The organism is Pseudomonas sp. E6002, from assembly GCF_013385565.1.
Lineage (GTDB): Bacteria > Pseudomonadota > Gammaproteobacteria > Pseudomonadales > Pseudomonadaceae > Aquipseudomonas.
In genome coordinates this window covers 1-20128 of sequence record NZ_JACAPT010000021.1, presented here as the reverse complement: position 1 = coordinate 20128, position 20128 = coordinate 1, and the positions used below count along the sequence as shown (strand labels likewise).

19 protein-coding genes and 1 tRNA gene are annotated in these 20128 nt (G+C 59.5%); 14 read left to right on the top strand and 6 right to left on the bottom strand.

All coding sequences use genetic code 11. The annotated features are described in order from the left end of the window. Nucleotides 1–115 precede the first annotated feature (115 nt). From ybgC to HX815_RS16710, 10 genes are all read left to right on the top strand, one after another. Nucleotides 116–571: a tol-pal system-associated acyl-CoA thioesterase gene (gene ybgC, locus HX815_RS16755; RefSeq protein WP_008432379.1), complete on the top strand. Its 456-nt coding sequence runs from the start codon at nt 116–118 to the stop codon at nt 569–571. 1 nt (nt 572) lies between these two features. Continuing rightward, the gene (tolQ, locus tag HX815_RS16750; RefSeq protein ID WP_003209819.1) at nt 573–1268 is read left to right on the top strand and encodes a protein TolQ; all 696 of its coding nucleotides are present in this window, start codon (nt 573–575) and stop codon (nt 1266–1268) included. Between the two features lie 23 nt (nt 1269–1291). Continuing rightward, nucleotides 1292–1744, top strand: a complete 453-nt coding sequence (gene tolR / locus HX815_RS16745; RefSeq protein WP_161635741.1) for a protein TolR — start codon at nt 1292–1294, stop codon at nt 1742–1744. Then, on the top strand, nt 1744–2817 hold the full coding sequence (gene tolA, locus HX815_RS16740; RefSeq protein WP_177028600.1) for a cell envelope integrity protein TolA: 1074 nt from the start codon (nt 1744–1746) through the stop codon (nt 2815–2817). The genes tolR and tolA overlap by 1 nt, the downstream gene beginning before the upstream one ends. 17 nt (nt 2818–2834) lie before the next feature. After that, nucleotides 2835–4115, top strand: coding sequence for a Tol-Pal system beta propeller repeat protein TolB (tolB, locus tag HX815_RS16735; protein ID WP_032868196.1), 1281 nt, complete (start codon nt 2835–2837; stop codon nt 4113–4115). Between the two features lie 55 nt (nt 4116–4170). Beyond that, entirely contained in the window at nt 4171–4671 is a 501-nt protein-coding gene (gene pal / locus HX815_RS16730) for a peptidoglycan-associated lipoprotein Pal (protein ID WP_003209827.1), read from the top strand. A gap of 6 nt (nt 4672–4677) precedes the next feature. Beyond that, a complete protein-coding gene (gene ybgF / locus HX815_RS16725; RefSeq protein WP_023659229.1) occupies nt 4678–5511 on the top strand; it encodes a tol-pal system protein YbgF in 834 nt (277 codons plus the stop codon). Between the two features lie 164 nt (nt 5512–5675). Continuing rightward, nucleotides 5676–6323 (top strand): 7-carboxy-7-deazaguanine synthase QueE, encoded by a 648-nt coding sequence (queE, locus tag HX815_RS16720; RefSeq protein WP_102369782.1) that lies wholly within the window; start codon nt 5676–5678, stop codon nt 6321–6323. A gap of 1 nt (nt 6324) precedes the next feature. Next, nucleotides 6325–7002, top strand: coding sequence for a 7-cyano-7-deazaguanine synthase QueC (gene queC, locus HX815_RS16715; protein ID WP_177028599.1), 678 nt, complete (start codon nt 6325–6327; stop codon nt 7000–7002). Between the two features lie 63 nt (nt 7003–7065). Continuing rightward, nucleotides 7066–7141: transfer RNA gene (locus HX815_RS16710), tRNA-Lys, on the top strand. Nucleotides 7142–7259: 118 nt separating this feature from the next. Here the strand turns inward: HX815_RS16710 and pstB are convergent. From pstB to lldD, 5 genes are all read right to left on the bottom strand, one after another. Further along, nucleotides 7260–8039, bottom strand: coding sequence for a phosphate ABC transporter ATP-binding protein PstB (gene pstB / locus HX815_RS16705; RefSeq protein WP_003209835.1), 780 nt, complete (start codon nt 8037–8039; stop codon nt 7260–7262). Beyond that, a complete protein-coding gene (pstA, locus tag HX815_RS16700) occupies nt 8039–8911 on the bottom strand; it encodes a phosphate ABC transporter permease PstA (RefSeq protein WP_003209837.1) in 873 nt (290 codons plus the stop codon). Before pstA ends, pstB begins: the two co-directional genes overlap by 1 nt. After that, nucleotides 8908–9903, bottom strand: a complete 996-nt coding sequence (gene pstC, locus HX815_RS16695) for a phosphate ABC transporter permease subunit PstC (protein WP_003209839.1) — start codon at nt 9901–9903, stop codon at nt 8908–8910. The genes pstA and pstC overlap by 4 nt, the downstream gene beginning before the upstream one ends. A gap of 66 nt (nt 9904–9969) precedes the next feature. Further along, nucleotides 9970–10986 carry a phosphate ABC transporter substrate-binding protein PstS gene (gene pstS / locus HX815_RS16690; protein ID WP_102369780.1) on the bottom strand — a complete coding sequence of 339 codons (1017 nt, stop codon included), beginning with the start codon at nt 10984–10986 and terminating at the stop codon, nt 9970–9972. 169 nt (nt 10987–11155) lie between these two features. Beyond that, on the bottom strand, nt 11156–12298 hold the full coding sequence (gene lldD / locus HX815_RS16685) for an FMN-dependent L-lactate dehydrogenase LldD (protein WP_003209842.1): 1143 nt from the start codon (nt 12296–12298) through the stop codon (nt 11156–11158). Between the two features lie 107 nt (nt 12299–12405). Between lldD and HX815_RS16680 the strand changes: the two genes are divergently transcribed. Beyond that, nucleotides 12406–13311 carry a LysR family transcriptional regulator gene (locus HX815_RS16680; protein WP_003209844.1) on the top strand — a complete coding sequence of 302 codons (906 nt, stop codon included), beginning with the start codon at nt 12406–12408 and terminating at the stop codon, nt 13309–13311. Here HX815_RS16680 and HX815_RS16675 read toward each other — a convergent pair. Beyond that, nucleotides 13308–15266 (bottom strand): PAS domain-containing sensor histidine kinase, encoded by a 1959-nt coding sequence (locus HX815_RS16675; protein ID WP_177028598.1) that lies wholly within the window; start codon nt 15264–15266, stop codon nt 13308–13310. The two genes, HX815_RS16680 and HX815_RS16675, sit on opposite strands and share 4 nt — an antisense overlap. 359 nt (nt 15267–15625) lie before the next feature. Between HX815_RS16675 and HX815_RS16670 the strand changes: the two genes are divergently transcribed. From HX815_RS16670 to nadA, 3 genes are all read left to right on the top strand, one after another. Next, a complete protein-coding gene (locus tag HX815_RS16670) occupies nt 15626–16912 on the top strand; it encodes an OmpP1/FadL family transporter (RefSeq protein ID WP_003209847.1) in 1287 nt (428 codons plus the stop codon). Nucleotides 16913–17040: 128 nt separating this feature from the next. Further along, nucleotides 17041–18612, top strand: a complete 1572-nt coding sequence (locus HX815_RS16665) for a lactate dehydrogenase (protein WP_218168964.1) — start codon at nt 17041–17043, stop codon at nt 18610–18612. A 219-nt stretch (nt 18613–18831) separates the two neighbouring features. After that, the gene (gene nadA / locus HX815_RS16660; RefSeq protein ID WP_003209852.1) at nt 18832–19890 is read left to right on the top strand and encodes a quinolinate synthase NadA; all 1059 of its coding nucleotides are present in this window, start codon (nt 18832–18834) and stop codon (nt 19888–19890) included. Nucleotides 19891–20128: the final 238 nt, after the last annotated feature.

The following is a 20128-nucleotide window of genomic DNA, read 5'->3' as shown; positions in this document are numbered from 1 at the left end:
TCGGAGTTTGTGCTGTCCTAGTGGCTGGCGTCGTCATTCTTTCGTTAGAAATGTGCCACAGAATGAAAAACAGTTGCCTGGCCGGATTGGCAACCTGAGGAGTAAGCACTAGAGTATGCGCGCGCAAAACGGGGATCAGTCGTTCGCACATCGCTGTCGCGTTTATTACGAGGACACCGATGCTGGCGGCATCGTTTATTACGTCAATTACCTAAAGTTCATGGAGCGGGCTCGAACCGAGCGGCTACGGGAGCTGGGCTTTGCCCAATCCCAGCTGGCAGGGGAGGACCTGTTGTTTGTCGTGCATTCCAGCGAGGCGCGTTACCACGCGCCGGCGCGACTGGACGACGAGCTGCTGGTCAGCGCAGAAATAACCGAATTGAACCGTGCCAGCCTGCGCTTTAAACAGCAGGTCAGGCGGGCTACGGATGCAACGCTGCTCTGTGAGGGGCAGTTCCTGGTGGCCTGTGTTCGCACCAATAGTTTGAAACCCCGGGCCATTCCCGAAACTCTACGCGCGGCCTTTGCCGGCGTGAGCGGCGCGGGTAAACATTCAGAGCAGGAGATTTAGCGTGGAACCTACCGTCGTCGACCATTCCTCCATGTGGAGCCTGGTCAGCAATGCCAGTGTCGTGGTTCAACTGGTGATGCTGGTCCTGGTAGCCGCATCGGTTACCTCTTGGGTCATGATTTTTCAGCGCAGCAACCTGCTGCGTGCTGGTCGACGTGCCCTGGAGAGCTTCGAAGAGCGCTTCTGGTCGGGTATCGACCTGTCCAAGCTGTACCGCCAGGCGGGCAGCAACCCGGACCCGGATTCGGGCGTCGAGCAGATCTTCCGCGCCGGCTTCAAGGAATTCTCCCGTCTGCGCCAGCAGCCAGGCGTTGACCCGGAAGCGGTCATGGAAGGCGTGGCCCGTGCCATGCGCGTCGCCATCTCCCGCGAAGAAGAAAAGCTTGAGCAAAGCCTGCCGTTCCTCGCCACCGTAGGTTCCGTCAGCCCGTATATCGGCCTGTTCGGTACCGTATGGGGGATCATGAACTCCTTCCGCGGCCTGGCCCAGGCCCAGCAAGCGACCCTGGCCACCGTGGCCCCGGGTATCGCCGAAGCGCTGATCGCCACCGCCATCGGCCTGTTCGCAGCTATTCCCGCAGTAATCGCCTACAACCGTTTTGCCGCTCGTGGCGAAACGTTGATCAGCCGTTACTACACCTTCGCCGATGAATTCCAGGCGATCCTGCACCGTAAAGTGCACACCAGCGAAGAATAAGCAGGTAATTCCCAATGGCTTTAATCGCTCGAGCTCGCAAAAAGCGCAAGCCGGTCGCCGAGATGAACGTAGTGCCTTACATCGACGTGATGCTGGTGCTGCTGGTTATCTTCATGGTGACCGCGCCGATGCTCAATCAGGGCGTGAAGGTTGATCTGCCCAAGGTTTCCAGCGAAGCCTTGCCGCAGGACAACAACACCCAGGTCCTGACCATTTCGATCAAGGCTGACAAGACCTATTACTGGAACCTTGGCAGCGAAGTCGACACTCAGAAACAGCAGGACAAGGCCATGACCTTGCCGCAGATGACTGATGCCGTGACCAAGATCATTCGCGCCGGCAACGAAGGTGGCAAGCACACCCAGGTGTTCATTCGCGGCGACAAGGTCGTCGACTACGGCTCCGTCATGGGCGCCATGGGCGGGCTGCAGAAGGCCGGGGTCGGTAATGTTGGCTTGATTACCGAGGCGCCCTGATGCACCAACAGCGAGAGCCGTCCGCCTCGGAAAGCTACTTCTGGCCTAGCGTCTGGGCAATTGCCCTGCACGTCCTGGTGTTTGGCATGCTGTTCGTCAGCTCTGCCATGACCCCGGACCTGCCGCCAGCCAAGCCGATCGTGCAGGCGACCCTGTATCAGCTGAAATCGAAAAGCCAGGCCACCACCCAGACCAATCAGAAGATTGCGGGTGAGGCCCAGAAGTCGGCTGCGCGCCAGACTGAAGTCGAGCAGATGGAACAGAAGAAGGTCGAGCAGGAAGCGGTGAAGGCTGCTGCGGAACAAAAGAAAGAAGAGGCGGCTCAAAAGGCCGAGGAATCGAAAAAGGCTGACGAGGCGAAGAAAGCTGCAGAGGCGCAAAAGGCTGATGAAGCCAAGAAAGCCGATAAAGCTGCCGAAGCCAAGAAGGCTGAAGAGAAACAATTGGCTGATATAGCCAAGAAGAAATCTGAAGAAGAAGCCAAGAAGGCTGCCGAAGAAGAGGCCAAGAAAAAGGCCGCTGAAGACGCGAAGAAAAAGATAGTCGAAGACGCGAAGAAGAAAGCCGCGGACGACGCCAAGAAGAAAGCTGAAGCTGACGAGGCGAAGAAGAAGATCGCCGACGATGCGAAGAAGAAAGCTGCTGCCGATGCCTCCAAGAAAAAGGCCCAGGAAGCAGCGCGTAAATCGACCGAAGACAAAAAGGCCCAGGCCTTGGCCGATTTGCTTTCCGACACGCCGCAGCGCCAGCAAGCCTTGGCCGATGAACGTGGTGATGAAGTCGCGGGCAGTTTCGACGACCTGATTCGTTCACGGGCAGCGGAAGGGTGGACCCGTCCTCCTTCGGCACGTAAAGGCATGACAGTAGTGCTGCAGATCGGCATGTTGCCGGACGGTACGGTGACTTCGGTCAGCGTGGCCAAGTCCAGTGGCGACGGTTCGTTCGACAGTTCGGCGGTAGCAGCGGTCAAGAACATTGGCCGGTTGACCGAGATGCAGGGAATGAAACCAAGCGACTTCGCTCCCTACCGTTCATTCAAGATGACATTCACACCTGAGGATCTAGCCTTGTGAGAAACCTTCTTCGAGGAATGCTTGTCGTTATTTGCTGCATGGCAGGGATAGCGGCGGCGGATGAAAAGAACATCCTGGTCACCAGCGGTAGCGATCGGGCCACCCCGATCGCCGTTGTGCCGTTTGGCTGGCAGGGCGGCAGCGTGCTGCCGGACGACATGTCGCAGATCATCAGCGATGACCTGCGCAACTCCGGCTACTACGCACCGATCGACAAAGGCAACATGATCAGCCAGCCGACCCAGGCCAGCGAAGTCATCTTCCGTGACTGGAAAGCGCTGAACGCCCAGTACCTGATGGTGGGCAGCATCACGCCCGCCGGCGGTCGCCTCCAGATCCAGTACACCCTGTTCAACGTCGCGACCGAGCAGCAAGTGCTAACCGGCAGCGTGTCGGGCACCACGGATCAGCTGCGGGACATGGCGCACTACATCTCCGACCAGTCGTTTGAAAAACTGACCGGGATCAAGGGTGCCTTCTCCACGCGCTTGCTCTATGTAACGGCCGAGCGTTTTTCGGTAGACAACACTCGTTACACTTTGCAGCGTTCCGACTATGACGGCGCGCGTGCAGTGACGCTGCTGCAATCCCGTGAGCCGATCCTGTCGCCGCGTTTCGCGCCAGATGGCAAGCGTATCGCCTACGTGTCCTTTGAACAGAAGCGTCCACGGATCTTCGTCCAGCACATCGATACCGGTCGCCGTGAGCAGATCACCAACTTCGAAGGCCTGAATGGCGCGCCAGCCTGGTCGCCGGATGGTTCACGCCTGGCATTCGTCTTGTCCAAGGATGGCAACCCGGACATCTACGTGATGAACATGGCTTCGCGCCAACTGAGCCGTGTTACCAGCGGCCCGGGCATCAACACCGAACCGTTCTGGGGCAAGGATGGCTCGACCATCTACTTCACCTCCGACCGTGGCGGCAAGCCGCAAGTCTACAAAACCAGCGTCAACGGCGGCGGCGCCGAACGAGTGACCTTTATTGGTAACTACAACGCTGCACCGAAGCTTTCGGCTGATGAAAAGACGTTGGTGATGATTCACCGTCAGGATGGTTTCACTAATTTCCGGGTTGCGGCCCAGGATTTGCAGCGTGGAACCGTAAAAATCCTTACAGATACTAACCTTGATGAGTCAGCTACTGTTGCGCCCAACGGCACCATGGTAATCTACGCCACCCGCCAGCAGGGCCGGGGAGTCTTGATGCTCGTGTCCATTAATGGACGCGTAAGGCTCCCGCTTCCTACCGCTCAAGGCGAAGTCAGAGAACCGTCCTGGTCCCCTTACCTGAACTGACGCGGCGCTACAAAAAGAAGTACTTAACACACTGGGGTTCATTAGGAGTTTCACGATGGAAATGCTGAAGTTTGGTAAGTTTGCTGCTCTGGCTCTGGCTCTGTCCGTAGCCGTTGGTTGCTCGTCTAAAGGCGGCGACAATGCCGGTGAAGGCGCAGCTGTTGATCCAAACGCTGGTTACGGCGCTAACACTGGTGCAGTTGACGGCTCCCTGAGCGAAGAAGCTGCTCTGCGCGCTATCACCACTTTCTACTTCGAATACGACAGTTCGGACCTGAAACCAGAAGCCATGCGCGCTCTGGACGTTCACGCGAAGGACCTGAAAGCTAACGGCGCTCGCGTTGTTCTGGAAGGTAACACCGACGAACGTGGTACTCGTGAGTACAACATGGCACTGGGCGAGCGTCGTGCGAAAGCCGTTCAGCGCTACCTGGTTCTGCAAGGTGTTGCTCCAGGCCAACTGGAACTGGTTTCCTACGGTAAAGAGCGTCCAGTTGCTACTGGCCACGACGAGCAGTCCTGGGCTCAAAACCGTCGCGTCGAACTGCGTAAGTAATTCGTCATGCGAACGTGCCGTCGTGCTCTAACTGTATTGGCTCTCAGCCTGGCACCGCTTGCGGTGTGGGCTGCGGTTCCTGTGGAAGATAGCAACTCTGGCTATAACAATAGCGGGAGCAGTTATCCGCCAGCGGGTTATGGCACGAACGGCGCCTATGCCGGGGGCGCGGCAACTGCCGCGCCTTCGGCACAGGGCGAACTGTTCAACCAGCTGCAACGCATGCAGGATCAATTGTCGCAGCAACAAGGCACGATTGAGGTTCTGCAGAATCAAGTGAACCAGCTGAAGCAAGAAGGCCTGGAGCGTTACCAGGATCTTGATCGACGCATTGGAGCCGGCGTTACACCAGCCGCCACTCCTGATAATTCTTCTGCCGGTGGCGCCGCAAGCGCCGCCGGTGGTGCAGCGGCAGGGGCCGCGGCTGCCAGCCAAGCCCCTGCCGCCAGCAGCGAACCGGGTGATCCGGCGAAGGAAAAGCTGTATTACGATGCAGCCTTCGACCTGATCAAAGCCAAGGATTTCGATAAGGCCAGCCAGGCTTTTACCGCATTCCTGCGCAAATACCCGAACAGCCAGTACGCGGGCAACGCCCAGTACTGGTTGGGTGAGGTGAACCTGGCCAAGGGTGATCTGCAGGGCGCAGGCCAGGCATTTGCCAAGGTCAGCCAGCTGTACCCCAAGCACGCCAAGGTGCCGGATTCGCTGTACAAACTGGCTGACGTAGAACGCCGCCTGGGTCATACCGACAAGGTCAAAGGCATTCTGCAGCAGGTGGTGGCCCAGTATCCGGGTACCTCTGCGGCCCAGTTGGCTCAGCGGGATCTGCAACGCATGTAAGCGTCGCAACCCGTTCAGAAGAAACCCGCGCCCTGCGCGGGTTTTTTCGTTAGAATCCACGCCCTTTTATGAAACACGCTTCCTGGGGTTTACGCGTTGGCGCAATTCCTTGAAGTGCCTGACGGAGGCGGACAGCCTGTTTAGCTGTTACGCCCGTGGCGACTATGCAAGACACATTACGTATCACCGAAGTTTTTTACTCGTTGCAGGGTGAAACGCGCACTGCCGGGCTGCCCACTGTATTTGTGCGCCTCACCGGTTGCCCGCTGCGTTGCCAGTACTGCGACAGCGCCTACGCCTTCAGCGGCGGCACCGTGCGCACCCTTGAAGACATCCTTGAGCAGGTGGCCGGTTACCAGCCGCGTTATGTCTGCGTCACGGGTGGCGAGCCACTGGCACAGCCCAATGCCATTCCCTTGCTCAAGCAGTTGTGCGATGCCGGTTACGAGGTGTCCCTGGAAACCAGCGGCGCCCTCGATATCTCTGCAGTCGACCCTCGGGTCAGCCGAGTCGTCGACCTCAAGACCCCAGGCTCCAAGGAAGTGCACCGCAACCGCTACGAGAACATTGAGCTGCTGACGGCCAACGACCAGGTCAAGTTCGTCATCTGTTCCCGTGAAGACTACGACTGGGCGACCTCCAAGCTGATCCAGTATGGTCTGGACCGCCGGGCCGGCGAAGTGCTGTTTTCCCCCAGCCATCATGACCTGAATGCTCGCGACCTGGCCGACTGGGTCGTTGCAGACAACCTTCCGGTGCGTCTGCAACTGCAGCTGCACAAGTACCTGTGGAACGATGAGCCGGGGCGCTGAGATGACTGATCAAAAACGTGCGGTGATCCTGCTGTCCGGCGGCCTCGACTCCGCGACCGTGGTCGCCATGGCCCGTGCAGAAGGCTACAGCTGCTACACCATGAGCTTCGACTACGGCCAGCGTCACCGTGCCGAACTGAACGCTGCCGCCCGTGTCGCCCGAGACCTGGGCGCGGTGGAGCACAAGGTGATCGGCCTGAATCTCGACGGCATGGGTGGCTCGGCGCTGACCGACAGCTCCATAGACGTGCCGCAAGGCCCCAGCGAAGGCATTCCGGTGACCTACGTGCCGGCACGCAACACGGTCTTGCTGTCCCTGGCCCTCGGCTGGGCCGAGGTGCTCAATGCCCGCGACATCTTCATCGGCGTCAACGCCCTGGACTACGCCGGATACCCGGACTGCCGTCCCGAGTACATCGAGTCGTTCGAGCGCATGGCCAACCTGGCGACCAAGGCCGGTGTAGAAGGGCAGGGCTTTCGCATCCTGGCGCCACTGCAGAACCGTAGCAAGGCCGATATCGTGAAGGCAGGCGTAGGACTTGGCGTCGATTACTCGCTGACTGTTTCCTGCTATCAGGCAGACACTGATGGTCGCGCTTGTGGGAAATGCGACAGCTGCAGACTGCGTGCAGAGGGCTTCCAAGCGGCCGGAATTACTGACCCAACGCGTTATTTCTGATTTATTTTAAATAAGGTGTTGAATAATCCTTAGAAATCAGTATTATACGCGCCACCACACAGCGGGTCGTTAGCTCAGTTGGTAGAGCAGTTGGCTTTTAACCAATTGGTCGTAGGTTCGAATCCCACACGACCCACCATTTTTGGCGGTTTAGAAAATCCGGAAGGCCCACGCAAGTGAGGATTTCCGGGTTTTTTTTTGCCCAGTAAAAAGCCGATCACTCTCGCGACAGAGAGTGATCGGCTTTTTTGTTAAAGCTAGCCAAACCGCCCGGTGATGTAGTCCTCGGTCTGTTTCATCTTCGGCTTGGTGAAGATCTCATCCGTATTGCCATGCTCAATCAGTTCGCCCATGAACATGAACGCCGTGCTGTCCGACACCCGGGCGGCCTGCTGCATGTTGTGGGTCACGATGATCACCGTGTATTGCTCTTTCAGCTCGGTGATCAACTGCTCGATGCGCCCGGTGGAAATCGGGTCGAGCGCCGAGGTCGGTTCATCCAGCAGCAATACCTGTGGGCGCAGCGCAATGGTGCGGGCGATGCACAGGCGTTGCTGTTGTCCGCCGGAAAGACTCTGGGCGCTTTGTTTGAGTTTGTCCTTCACCTCATCCCACAGCGCGCCGCCGCGCAAGGCTTGCTCGACTCGATCATCCATTTCCCGGCGCGACAGCTTTTCGTGGTGACGCACGGCATAGGCGATGTTGTCGTAGATCGACATCGGGAACGGCACCGGCTTCTGGAAGACCATCCCGACGTGGCTGCGCAGGCGGTTCATCGAGTAGCCGGGGGCGAGGATGTTTTCGCCATTGAGCAGCACTTCACCGCGGGCTTCCTGCTTCGGGTACATCGAGTAGATACGGTTGAACACCCGCAGCAAGGTCGACTTGCCGCAGCCCGATGGGCCGATGATCGCGGTGATGCGTTTTTCCGGAATGTCGATGTCGATGGATTTCAGCGAACGTTGGTTGTTGTAGAAAAACTCCAATCCACGGACACGGATTTTGGTTTTTTCAGGGTCAAGGCGGGTCGATTGCATCAGTGGGACCTATTGCGCAAAAGAATCAGGCGAGACAGCAAGCTCAGCACCAGCACGAACATCGTCAGTACCAAGGCGCCTGCCCATGCGAGGGAGTGCCAGTCATCGAAGGGGCTCATGGCGTACTGGAAAATAACCACCGGCACGCTGGCAATCGGCTTGAGCAGGTTGCTGCTCCAGAACTGGTTGCCGAAGGCGGTGAACAGCAGCGGCGCGGTTTCCCCGGTAATCCGCGCCAGCGCCAGCAGAATGCCGGTCACCACGCCGGCCTTGGCCGCTCTCAACACGATCTGCAACGTCAGTTTCCACTGGGGTACGCCCAGGGCCAGGGCCGCCTCGCGCATGGTGGAAGGTTGCAGTTGGAGCATCTCGTCGGTCGTGCGCACCACCACCGGAATCACCAGCAAGGCCAGCGCCAGGGCACCGGCAATGGCGGAGAAACCTACCTGGTGATTGGTCAGCAGGTTCAGCGGCAGGATCACCCCGGTGTAGATGAACAGGCCCAGCACGATCGACGGCGCGGACAGCAGGATGTCGTTGATGAAACGCACCGTGGTACCCAGGCGCGAGTGCCGTGCGAATTCCGCCAGCCAGATACCGGCCATCAGCCCGATGGGCGTGCCAATCAGCAGCGCAATCCCGGACATCAGGGCGCTGCCATAAAACGCGTTGGCCAGGCCTCCGTCTGTTCCGGGTGGCGGCGTCATCTCGGTAAACAGGCGCAGGTTGAGCGCCTGAAAGCCGTTGATGATGGTGGTCAGCAGAATCCACGCCAGCCACAGCAGGCCAAAGACTGTCGCGCCACAACTGAGCAGCATGGCCACCCGGTTCTTCAAGGCACGCTTGCGGTACAGGCGTTCGTTGCTGCTCATAGGCCCTCCTTGCGGGACAGGCGCATGAGCATCAGCCGCGCCAGTGCCAGCACCACGAATGTCACGATAAACAGCAGGAAGCCCAGGGCGATCAGCGCCGAACGATGCAGGTCGGTGTACGCCTCGCTGAACTCGTTGGCGATGACGGACGCGATGGAACTGCTGGGCATCAGCAACGAGGCGGAGAACTGTTGCGCGTTGCCCAGCACGAAGGTGACGGCCATGGTTTCACCCAGGGCGCGACCGAGGCCGAGAAAGATCCCGCCGACCACTGCCGAACGGGTGTAGGGCAGGACGATGTCCCACACCACTTCCCAGGTAGTACTGCCCAGTGCGTAGGCCGACTCCTTCAATTGAGTCGGCACACTGCGGAAAACCTCATGCATCACCGACGTGATGAACGGCGTGATCATGATCGCCAGCACGATGCCGGCGGTCAGCATCCCGATGCCCAGCGGTGGCCCCTGGAACAGCGAGCCAATAAACGGAAGCGCACCCAGGTAGTCATTGATCCAGGGTGACAAGTGTTCAGCCATAAAGGGCCCGAAAACAAACAGGCCCCACATGCCATAGATAATCGAGGGAATGCCCGCGAGCAATTCAACGGCGGAGGCGACCGGCATTCTGAGCCAGGGCGGCGCCACTTCGGTGAGGAAAATCGCGATGCCGAAACTCACCGGCACCGCAATCAGCAACGCCAGCAACGAGGTGACCAAGGTGCCGTAGATCGGTACCAGGGCGCCAAAGTGGTTGTTGACCGCATCCCACTCGGTGCTGGTGATGAAACCGAAACCGAAGGTCTTGAAGGCCAGGCCACCGCCCCACAGGGTGGAGGCGGCGATGCTTGCCAAGAGCAGCAGCACCAGCATCGCGGCCCCGAACATCGAGCGTTTGAACCACAGATCGTGGCGCTGATCGCGAGCGGCGCGGCTATCACCCGACACGTCGCTTGCGTGAGTAGTCATAACCAAGGGTTGCACGGTGTCGTTCATATCAGAAGTGCTCACCCGCCTCCATCAAGCATGCAGATGCTTGAGGAAGGGGGCTATAGAGGCGGATCAGTGGGCGAAGTCAGACTTCCAGTAACCTTCGATCCGGGTCACGAGGGAATCGGGCAACGCTACGTAGTCCAATGCCGCAGCCTGCTGCTGACCTTTCTCCAACGACCATTTGAAGAAGTTGAAAGCGGCCTGGCTTTGCTCAACGTTTTTTGCCTGCTTGTACATGATGATCCAGGTGGTCGCCGTGATCGGCCACGCGTTCTCGCCCGGTGCGTTGGTCATGATCAGGTTGAAGTCATGGGCGTTGGCCCAATCGGCAGTATCAGCCGCTGCCTGGAAGGCCTTGGCGTTGGGCTCGACGAATTTGCCGGACGCGTTCTTCAGTGAGGCGTAGGTCATCTTGTTCTGCAGGGCGTAGGCGTATTCAACAAAGCCGATGGAGTTCTTGATCTGCTTCACGTAGGCCGAAACACCTTCGTTACCCTTGCCGCCCACACCGACCGGCCACGGCACGGTGGTGCCGAAACCGATTTTGGTTTTCCAGCCATCACTGACCTTGGAGAGGTAGTTGGTGAAGTTGTACGAGGTGCCCGAGCCGTCCGAGCGGTGGACCACGGTGATATTCGCGCCCGGCAGTTTCAAGCCGGGGTTGAGGGCGGCAATCGCCGGGTCGTTCCAGGCCTTGATGTCACCGAGGAAGATCTTCGCCAGCACATCACCATCGAGTTTCAGCTGGCCAGCTGCAACGCCCTCGACGTTCATCACCGGCACGATGCCGCCAATCACGCTTGGGAATTGGCCGAGGCCGCCGGCCTTCAGTTCATCCGCCGACAGCGGCGCGTCGGACGCACCGAAGTCCACGGTAGCCGCCTTGATCTGGGCGATACCACCACCGGAGCCGATGGACTGGTAGTTGATCCGGTCACTGGAGCTTTTGCTGTATTCCTGGGACCACTTGGACAGCACCGGGTAGACGAAACTGGAGCCTGCGCCCGTGACGTCAGTGGCGTGAGCGACACCACTCAGGCACAGGGCAGTGAACAACACTGACAGACTCTTTTTGGTCAGCAACATCACGACGACACCTCAAAGGAAGGGGGCAGGTGGAGGACTCCACCTGCCTGGGACGTGACGATTTAATTCCTGAAATGTGTCTGTTTAATGACGGTTTGGCTTTATGAAGAAACATTTAGAAATATCTGTGGGCGACCCCGGAAGGGATGTTCCGAGGTCGCTGCACTGATCAACCCTGGCTGCGCACCAGGATCGACTCATCGATCTGGGCGATCGACGTGACTCCGGTCAACGTCATGGCCACGCGCATTTCCTTGGCGAAGATATCCAGCAGGTTCTCCACGCCACGCTGCCCGTCGGCGGCCAGTGCGTAAGCCTGTGCACGGCCCAGCAGAACGCCCTTGGCGCCCAGCGCGAGCATGCGCACCACGTCCAGCCCCGAGCGTACGCCGGAGTCCACCAGCACCGTCAGATCGCTGCCCACGGCTTGTACGATAGGCGCCAGTGCCTTGGCTGTGGACAGCACGCCATCAAGCTGGCGCCCGCCGTGGTTGGATACGACGATGCCGTCGGCACCAAAGCTCACCGCGTCCTTGGCATCCTGTGGGTCGAGGATGCCTTTGATGATCATCGGGCCTTTCCAGAATTCGCGGATCCACTCCAGGTCTTTCCAACTGATGGAAGGGTCGAAGTTGTTGGCCAGCCAGCCGATGTAGTCCTTCAGTTGGGTGGGCTTGCCCAGGTACTTGGAGATGTTGCCCAGGTCGTGGGGGCGACCCAGCAGGCCCACATCGAAGGCCCAGGCCGGTTTGGTCATGGCCTGCAGGATTTGGCGTTGCGGCCCGTAGGCACCGGACATACCCGAATGGGCGTCGCGATAACGCGCGCCGGGGGTGGGCATGTCGACCGTGAACACGAGGTTTTTCACCCCGGCGGCCTGGGCGCGCTCCAGGGCGTTTTTCATGAAGCCGCGGTCTTTCAGCACATACAGCTGAAACCAGATCGATTGCGGGCTCTGGGACGCCACTTCCTCGATCGGGCACACGGAAACGGTCGACAGGCAAAACGGAATGCCCTTGTTCGCTGCCGCCTTCGCCGCCTGGACTTCACCACGCCGGGCAAACATGCCGGTCAGGCCCACCGGGCTGAGGACCACCGGCATCGCCAATGGCTGGTCGAACAACGTGGTTTCAAGGCTCAGGCTTTCGACGTTGCGCAGGATGCGCTGGCGCAGGCTGATATCCGACAGGTCCGAGCTGTTGGCCCTGAGGGTGTGTTCGGCGTAGGCGCCGCCGTCGATGTAGTCGAACAGGAAACGCGGCAGTTTGCGGCGGGCGGCTTCGCGGTAATCCGATGCAGACGAAATGATCATGAACAGTGATGCCCCGAGTGAAGAAAACGGTGGGGTGAGGATAGACAAAGGCCTTTCATGGTAAAAACAACTTTTCCAACTTGAATCAAGTCGCAAACGGAATACTCATGAACCTTCGTACGTTGCTGGCCTTTGTCGAAGTAGTTCGCCAGGGCAGCTTCTCACAAGCAGCCGAGGTGGTTTCGCTCACCCAGTCTACCGTCAGCAAGGCGGTCAAGACTCTGGAAGATGAATTGGGCACGCCGCTGTTCAATCGCATCGGCCACAAGAGCGAGCTCACGGCCGCCGGCGAAATTGCCTACCGCCGAGCGCTGGTGTTGCTGGCGGAGCGCAGTGACCTGGTGGCCGAGATCAACGACTTGCTGGGGCTCAAGCGCGGTGTATTGCGCATCGGCTTGCCGCCGGTGGGCAGTGGGGTGCTGTTTGCGGCGATGTTTGCCTTGTATCGACAGCGTTATCCGGAAATCGAGATCGAGCTGATCGAGCATGGCAGCAAGAAGTTGGGCGAATGCCTGGAGGCCGGGGAGGTGGACCTGGCCGCGTTGCTGGTACCGGTGGCGGGAGAATTTGAATATCAGGATGTGCGCGTCGAGCCACTGATGGTGGTGATGCCGATCGACCATCCTTTGGCCGGGCGTAAAAGCGTCGATTTTTCCGACCTGGCTGACTCGCCCTTTATTCTGTTCGAGGCCGGGTTTGCGCTTAACCGGATCATTCTCACAGCCTGCGAGCGCAGAGGCGTAGTCCCGCGTATCACCGCCCGCAGTGCCCAGATCGACTTTATCGTCGACCTGGTTGCCGCAGGCCTGGGTGTCGCGTTTCTACCGAGCATGCTGGCTTACAAACACCTGCACGCCGGCATCGCCCTGATCCAGCTGGACGAGCCCCAGACTGATTGGCACATCGCCCTGGCTTGGCGGCGACAGGCGCACTTGCCACCGGCGGCGCGGGCCTGGCTGGATCTGGCCCTGGAGATGGGGAATGTTCCGGACACGACCCGGCCTGCGGTCTAGCCTTGTGCGACCAGGGGCAGGCGGCTCTTGACGACTTTTTGCAGCAGCAGGGCCAGCACCTCGGTGGAATACGGCTTCTGCAGCAAGACAAAACGGCTGGCCTCTTCCTGGGCGATACGCGCGTATTCATCGTTGTAGCCGGTGGTGAGCACCACCGGCAGCCATGGGTACAAGGCTTCGATTGCGTCCAGCAACTCCAGGCCACTCATGCCGGGCATGGAGATATCGGAGAACACTACCTGGAAGCTTTCCGGGTTGGGAGCCAGGGCTTCCAGCGCGCTGTTCGCATCCGGCACCCACAGCACGTGGAAGCCCATCTGTTCCAGAGTTTGCGAGGTGTACAGGCCCACATCGGCGTTGTCCTCGACCATCAGCACGCACAAGCCTGAGACGATGGGCGAAACGCTGGTGTCTTGAGGTACCGGCATGGCACTTGGCTCGACCTTGGGCAGGTACAGCGTAAATTGGCTACCCCTGCCGCACTCGCTCTGTACCAGGATTTCCCCGCCTGATTGCTTGGCGAAGCCGTACACCTGGGACAAGCCCAGGCCGGTGCCCTGGCCGATACCCTTGGTGGTGTAGAAGGGCTCAAAGATCGCGTCGAGTTTTTCCGGCGGGATACCCGAGCCGGTGTCCGCCAGTTCGATGGTCACGTAATCGGCGACACGTACCGGGTGAGCGCGAACCGAGGGTAGCCAGGTTGCCGTCGAAACGGTGATGGTCAAATGCCCGTTGCCAGCCATGGCATCCCTGGCGTTCACCACCATGTTGACCAGCGCGGTATCGAACTGGCTTTCGTCGGCGTTGATAAAGCAGGCGTCGTCAGGCACCTGGATGCTTACCTTGACCCGCGAGCCGGTCAGGCTGTCCATCATCTCGCCCACCCGCTTTACACTTTCGCCGACGTTGAACACCTCGGGTCGTAAAGCCTGGCGGCGGGCGAATGTGAGCAACTGTGCCGTCAGGCGGGCCGCGCGATCGACCGTGCTGGCGATGGCTTCCACGTATTTCACGCGGCGTGCTTCGCTCAGGGCAGGTGGCTTGAGCAAGTCGGCACAGGACTTGATCACCGTCAGCAGGTTATTGAAATCATGTGCGACACCGCCAGTGAGCTGGCCGATGGCTTCCAGTTTCTGTGACTGACGCAGGGCGTCTTCCGACAGTCGCAGGGCTTCCTTGGCTTCTTCCTCAGCCTGGATATCGCGGCCCACGGCGTGGATGTAGTCGCTGTCGGGCACGGCCGTCCAGGCGATCATGCGGTAGCTGCCGTCCTGGTGGCGGTAACGGTTCTTGAAATTGGGGAAGTTCTTGCCATCGCCCAAACGGCTGACCGCCGAGGATGAGACGGCCAGGTCGTCGGGGTGAACCAGGGCCAGCAACTGGCTGCCCACCAGGTCGTTTTCGGCGTGGCCGAGCATGCGTGTCCAGGCCGGGTTCACGGCGGAGATCACACCGTCGAGTTGTGCCACCAGCATCAGGTCCGGCGACAGGCGCCAGATACGGTCGCGATCGCGAGTGCGTTCGACCACCCGCTGTTCCAGGGACTCGTTGAGTTTGCGCAGGGACTCTTCGGCTTCGCGCAGGGGCGTGATGTCCCGGGACACGCAGAGGATTTTCTCCGGCAGGCCGTCACTGCCCATGATCGGGCTGACGTTCACGTGCCACCATTTAAGGTTGCCGGCCAGGGTGTGGGCAGCGCCGACAAAGCTGGCATTGCGACCGGCCTTGGCGGCTTCAACGGCAGCCTTGGCATCGAGATTGCCCTGGTCGTGCCAGAAGTCGGGCCAGGGGCAGCCGCGGATCGCATTGAAGTCGCTGACTTCCATGATCTGCTTGCCGCCTTCGCTCATGAAGGTCAGGCGGGCGTCGAGGTCCAGCACCTTGATGCAATCGTTGATGCTGGCAAGCACGCGTTCGGTGAAGGCTTCGCTGTGGTTGAGGCCCGCGGCGGACAAATCACTCTCGCCAGATTCAGGTGGGCTGTTTGTCTCAGGACCCGTCCCGATAGTGCTATTCATTTGAGTGCTGCCACGCGTGTTAAATGGCCGTCATCATGTCATTGCGACACTTATATCACCAGCGCCTTGACGCTTATTCGATGGCAGGCAATCCGGCATGCTCCAAGCGTGACGGCGAGATTAAAACCCGTCAGTCATATTCAGGTTCCGGGGTCTGAATAAGTGCTGGAAAAACCATCGAAGTCCTTGAAAAAACTAGGATTGTCGGACAATTTTGCGCATGAAAAACTCTTCATAATTTGCCCGCTCGAAGATTGGTAGCTTCCCCTCGCTGCCCAATAATTCGAGTTCTAATAATGAATAAAAAACTCTTCAAGAGCGCTTTGGCGCTGTCGATTTCCCTTGCCTCCACTTCCTTGTTTGCCGGTGGTTTCGCCCTCAACGAACAAAGCATCAGTTCAATGGGGACCGGTTACGCCGGGCGTTCCTCCTCCGCGGATGACGCCAGCACGGTGTTTGGCAACCCGGCGGGTATGTCTCGCCTCAAGCAGAATGAAGTGAGCATCGGGGCGACCTACCTGGATGCCAAGTCGAACATTAAGGATGCCAGCTCCAGCCAAGGTGGCGTGGACAACCCCGGCACCAACAAAGGCGATATGGTCCCCGGCATCGCCGTACCGATGGGCTACCTGGTGACGCCGATTGATGAACACTGGGCGTTTGGCCTGGGAATCTACGCGCCGTTCGGCCTCGTGACCGACTATGAACACAGCTTCCAGGGCAATGGCTTTGGCAACAAAAGCAAGGTTCAAGTCATCACCGTGCAGCCAACCGTCAGCTATGCCTTCAACGACAAGGTTTCGGTGGGCTTCGGTCCGACCTTCAACCGTATCAGTGGCGAACTGGACTCCAAGGTCCCGGCATTTGGCCTCGGCACGGAAAACGTAAAGGTCAAGGGCGACGACACCGCCACCGGTTTCAACGCCGGTATCCTGGTGCAGCCGATTGAAAGCACGCGCATTGGTGTGACCTACCACTCGCAGGTTGTGTATCACCTGTCGGGCAAAACCAACGCCTCGGGGGTGCTCACCGACCTGGTGGATGGCGGCCCGCAGCGGTATGACGCCAAGCTGGATGTCACCACGCCGTCGTCCGTGGACTTCTCGGTCACCCATAAACTCAACGATGACTGGACCCTGTACGTCGGCAGCACCTACACCCGCTGGAGCCAGTTGAAGAAGATTACGATCAACAACAGTGGCGTCTCTGACCTCGCCACCGAACTGGCCGGCCTGAACTCCATCACCGAAGAACAGCACTGGCATGACACCTGGTCTCACGCCATCGGCCTGTCGTACCAGTTGAACAAGCAACTGGTGCTGCGTACCGGCTTTTCGGTGGACCAGACGCCCACCAACAACACCGACCGGTCCGTACGTATTCCTACGGGCGATCGCACGGTGTTCAGCTTGGGCGCTGGCTGGACGCCAGTGGATAACCTGACCTTCGACGTCGCTTATTCCTATCTGAAAGAAGAGCCGATCAAGGTCCGCGACAATAATCCGCAACTGGCGCTGACCTACGACGCCAAGTATGAAAACAGCGCCAACGGTTTCGGCGGTTCGGTGACTTACCGCTTCTGATGCACCGGAAGAGGGCAAAGAGTCAGTTTTCTGACATGGCTCTTTGCTAGCAATTGTATCGGTCGCGCTACCAAACCTTCCCTGTCTTGGTTAAATTGGCTGCAATCCAGCTCAAGACAGGGATCGTCATGACTACGCTTTCGCCGATCAGCTCGGCCATCGCCCTTACCAATCGACCCGCCGTTACCCCGCCAGCTACGCAGGCGCCAGAAACGGACGCCGCTGCCGTGCGACCTTCCTCGGTGGTCAGCCTTGGCAATGTCACGGTAGACGTTCAAGCCGAGACGTATTCCCGCAACGGCCAATTGCCCGGCCATGGGCCGATCAATGCCTGGGAAAGTGACAGCGACGATGCGGTCACCAAAGCGATCAGCACGAATTTCCCTGCACTGCCCAGAGGCACAGGCTTCAGCGGCCTGGGCGCCACCCTGATCGAACAATTTGCGAAGAGCGGTACCGACATTTCCCAGTCGGCGCTGAGCACCAGCTCTTCCAGGACCCAAAGCCCCGCCGAACTCAAGGTTCAACAGGCGCTGCTGCACAGCAGGGCCGACAACCTGGTCAGCCTGACCGTCAAGACGGCCAGCGGCAAGACCGTCACCTTCAGCCTGGCCAGCCAGTTCGGAGGCTTGGCCGCGCAGGCGAAGGTGGACGGTGGCGCCCTCAGCGCCGCCGAACTCAAGGAAGTCGCCAAGTTGGGCGAAGCCTTCCAGGACGCGATCGACGGCCTGGCCGCCCAGCCGCCGAAACTCGAGCTGAGCAAGCTGACGCAGTTTGATTCCAGCGTATTGGCTTCGGTGGACCTCAGCGGCAAATTGAAAGTGAGCAATACTGACGACCTCACGCTTGCATTCCATGCGGACAGCCAGGGCCGCACCACGCGCATGAGTAGCCCGGCGGGGGAAGTGAATCTCTCGGTCGATCTGAAGAACGCCGGCATCCTCGGCAACGCCAAGCAACAGGCAATCGCGCTGAAAAGCTACCTGGCCCAGTTCGACAAGGCCCAGTCGCGGGGCAAAGCCGATGCTGACCTGATGGCGATGTTCAAGGATGCGTTTACCGCCATGAACAGCAACTACCCGCAGGGCGCCAAAGCGCCTGCGCCGCTGACCCGCAGCGCGGCAGATCAAGGTCTGCTGACGGGCCTGGCGGATTTCAAGGCCTCCATCAGCCAGGCGGCCAGCTCCCCCAACCCGGCGCGCCCAGGGGAAACCGATACGTTTGCCTATGGGATTTCCCAGAAAACGCGCATCGGCGGCAATGACCTCTCCAATCGCACGATCGATCAGGTCCAGCGATCAAGCCTCAAGGCCAGTTTCCATCAGGGCCTGGATGGCGGGAAGCCGCCGGCTTTCGATACCAGGCGCGAGTCGCAGAACTACCTCTATGTGCAGGTCGACGACAAGGCCAGCAGTGCGGCGAACATCACCTACAAGGATGGCTTCCTGACCAACGCCTCCGTGGACCAAAGCGCCAGCCAGAACACCCGCACCCAGCGATACGAGATGGCTCGACTGGTTAAAGACAGCGTGGTACCGAACGAGGCCACCAGCCATCGCGACTACCTGGTACTGCTGGAATATGCGGCGCGGGAAGGCAAGAGTGCCAAGGGCGCCGATGAAACCATCCTGAAGGATGCCCTGGCGAACATGCATCAGTGGGCGTTGCTGCAAGACGATCCGTCCGCTTTGCCCGGTTAAACCGGTCGTTGTAAAAAAGGGAAACCCCTGGCCGGGTTTCCCTTTTTCATGCCTGGCCGAATCCCAGATTAGGCTTTTGAAACCATTCGATATTCTGTAGCCTTGCGCAGCTTCACCGTGCTTGATGAACACAATCACTTCGTCCGGCGGCGCCCGAAAGGCTCCAGAGCCGGTGGTACACTCGACTTTCGCGCAACTGCGCCTGCAGGTCTTGCGAACATGACGCAAATTTCCGAACGCCTTCTGGTCCAAGCCCACCTCGACGCCAAGCAGCCCAAGGTGCTGAGCGCCGAAGAAGAGGCGGGCTACCGCGCCGCCATCGCCGCCGAGCTCAAGGCTCAGGACGCGGTGCTGGTGGCACACTTCTACTGCGACCCGGTGATTCAGGCCCTGGCCGAAGAAACCGGTGGCTGTGTCTCCGACTCCCTGGAAATGGCCCGCTTCGGCGCGGCGCACCCGGCCAAGACCGTATTGGTGGCGGGCGTGCGATTCATGGGGGAGACGGCCAAGATCCTCACGCCTGAAAAACGCATCCTGATGCCGACACTGGAAGCCACGTGCTCTCTGGACCTTGGCTGCCCGGTGGATGAGTTCTCGGCATTCTGTGATCAGCACCCTGAGCGCACCGTGGTGGTTTATGCCAACACGTCGGCGGCGGTGAAAGCCCGTGCTGATTGGGTGGTGACTTCCAGTTGTGCGCTGGAGATTGTCGAAAGCCTGATGGATAACGGCGAGACGATTATCTGGGGGCCGGACAAGCACCTGGGCACCTATATCCAGCGTCAGACGGGTGCAGACATGTTGCTGTGGGATGGTGCGTGCATCGTGCACGAGGAGTTCAAGTCCAAGCAGTTGGAGGACATGAAGGCGTTGTACCCGGATGCAGCGATTCTGGTGCATCCGGAGTCGCCCACTTCGGTGATTGAGTTGGCGGATGCGGTGGGGTCTACCAGCCAGTTGATTGCGGCGGCGCAGCGGTTGCCGAACAAGACGTTTATCGTGGCCACCGACCGCGGCATTTTCTACAAGATGCAGCAGCTGTGCCCGGACAAGGTGTTTGTCGAGGCGCCGACGGCGGGGAATGGGGCGGCGTGTCGCAGTTGTGCGCATTGCCCGTGGATGGCGATGAATACCCTGGAGCGCACGCTGCAGTGCTTGCGTGAGGGGAGTAATGAGATTTTTGTTGAGCCTTCGGTGATTCCGCAGGCGGTTAGACCGCTGAAACGGATGTTGGATTTTACTCAGGCGGCTCGGTTGAGGTTGGCGGGGAATGCTTGATTTGCGGTGGGTTGGTTTGTGTACATGTCCATTGCTGCGGTAACGGCCACCTATGGTTCCGCTCTTACAGCGGGTCACTTTTGGCAAACGCCCCAAAAGTAACCAAAAGGTCTTTGCCCCACCACTCGGTGCCTCGCTTAGGCTCGGCATGCCCGCACTCCGGCCCGGTTCCGCGGGCCGCCGCGACGGGCCATCCATGGCCCGGCGCGGCTAAATCGGCATCCTTGCCGATTTACCC

What these genes read in the sequence shown, in the direction of transcription:
- ybgC (WP_008432379.1), top strand. Translation starts at nt 116, where the DNA reads ATGCGCGCGCAAAACGGGGATCAGTCGTTCGCACATCGCTGTCGCGTT.
- tolA (WP_177028600.1), top strand. Translation starts at nt 1,744, where the DNA reads ATGCACCAACAGCGAGAGCCGTCCGCCTCGGAAAGCTACTTCTGGCCT.
- tolB (WP_032868196.1), top strand. Translation starts at nt 2,835, where the DNA reads ATGCTTGTCGTTATTTGCTGCATGGCAGGGATAGCGGCGGCGGATGAA.
- pal (WP_003209827.1), top strand. Translation starts at nt 4,171, where the DNA reads ATGGAAATGCTGAAGTTTGGTAAGTTTGCTGCTCTGGCTCTGGCTCTG.
- ybgF (WP_023659229.1), top strand. Translation starts at nt 4,678, where the DNA reads ATGCGAACGTGCCGTCGTGCTCTAACTGTATTGGCTCTCAGCCTGGCA.
- queE (WP_102369782.1), top strand. Translation starts at nt 5,676, where the DNA reads ATGCAAGACACATTACGTATCACCGAAGTTTTTTACTCGTTGCAGGGT.
- queC (WP_177028599.1), top strand. Translation starts at nt 6,325, where the DNA reads ATGACTGATCAAAAACGTGCGGTGATCCTGCTGTCCGGCGGCCTCGAC.
- pstB (WP_003209835.1), bottom strand. Translation starts at nt 8,039, where the DNA reads ATGCAATCGACCCGCCTTGACCCTGAAAAAACCAAAATCCGTGTCCGT.
- pstA (WP_003209837.1), bottom strand. Translation starts at nt 8,911, where the DNA reads ATGAGCAGCAACGAACGCCTGTACCGCAAGCGTGCCTTGAAGAACCGG.
- pstC (WP_003209839.1), bottom strand. Translation starts at nt 9,903, where the DNA reads ATGAACGACACCGTGCAACCCTTGGTTATGACTACTCACGCAAGCGAC.
- pstS (WP_102369780.1), bottom strand. Translation starts at nt 10,986, where the DNA reads ATGTTGCTGACCAAAAAGAGTCTGTCAGTGTTGTTCACTGCCCTGTGC.
- lldD (WP_003209842.1), bottom strand. Translation starts at nt 12,298, where the DNA reads ATGATCATTTCGTCTGCATCGGATTACCGCGAAGCCGCCCGCCGCAAA.
- HX815_RS16680 (WP_003209844.1), top strand. Translation starts at nt 12,406, where the DNA reads ATGAACCTTCGTACGTTGCTGGCCTTTGTCGAAGTAGTTCGCCAGGGC.
- HX815_RS16670 (WP_003209847.1), top strand. Translation starts at nt 15,626, where the DNA reads ATGAATAAAAAACTCTTCAAGAGCGCTTTGGCGCTGTCGATTTCCCTT.
- HX815_RS16665 (WP_218168964.1), top strand. Translation starts at nt 17,041, where the DNA reads ATGACTACGCTTTCGCCGATCAGCTCGGCCATCGCCCTTACCAATCGA.
- nadA (WP_003209852.1), top strand. Translation starts at nt 18,832, where the DNA reads ATGACGCAAATTTCCGAACGCCTTCTGGTCCAAGCCCACCTCGACGCC.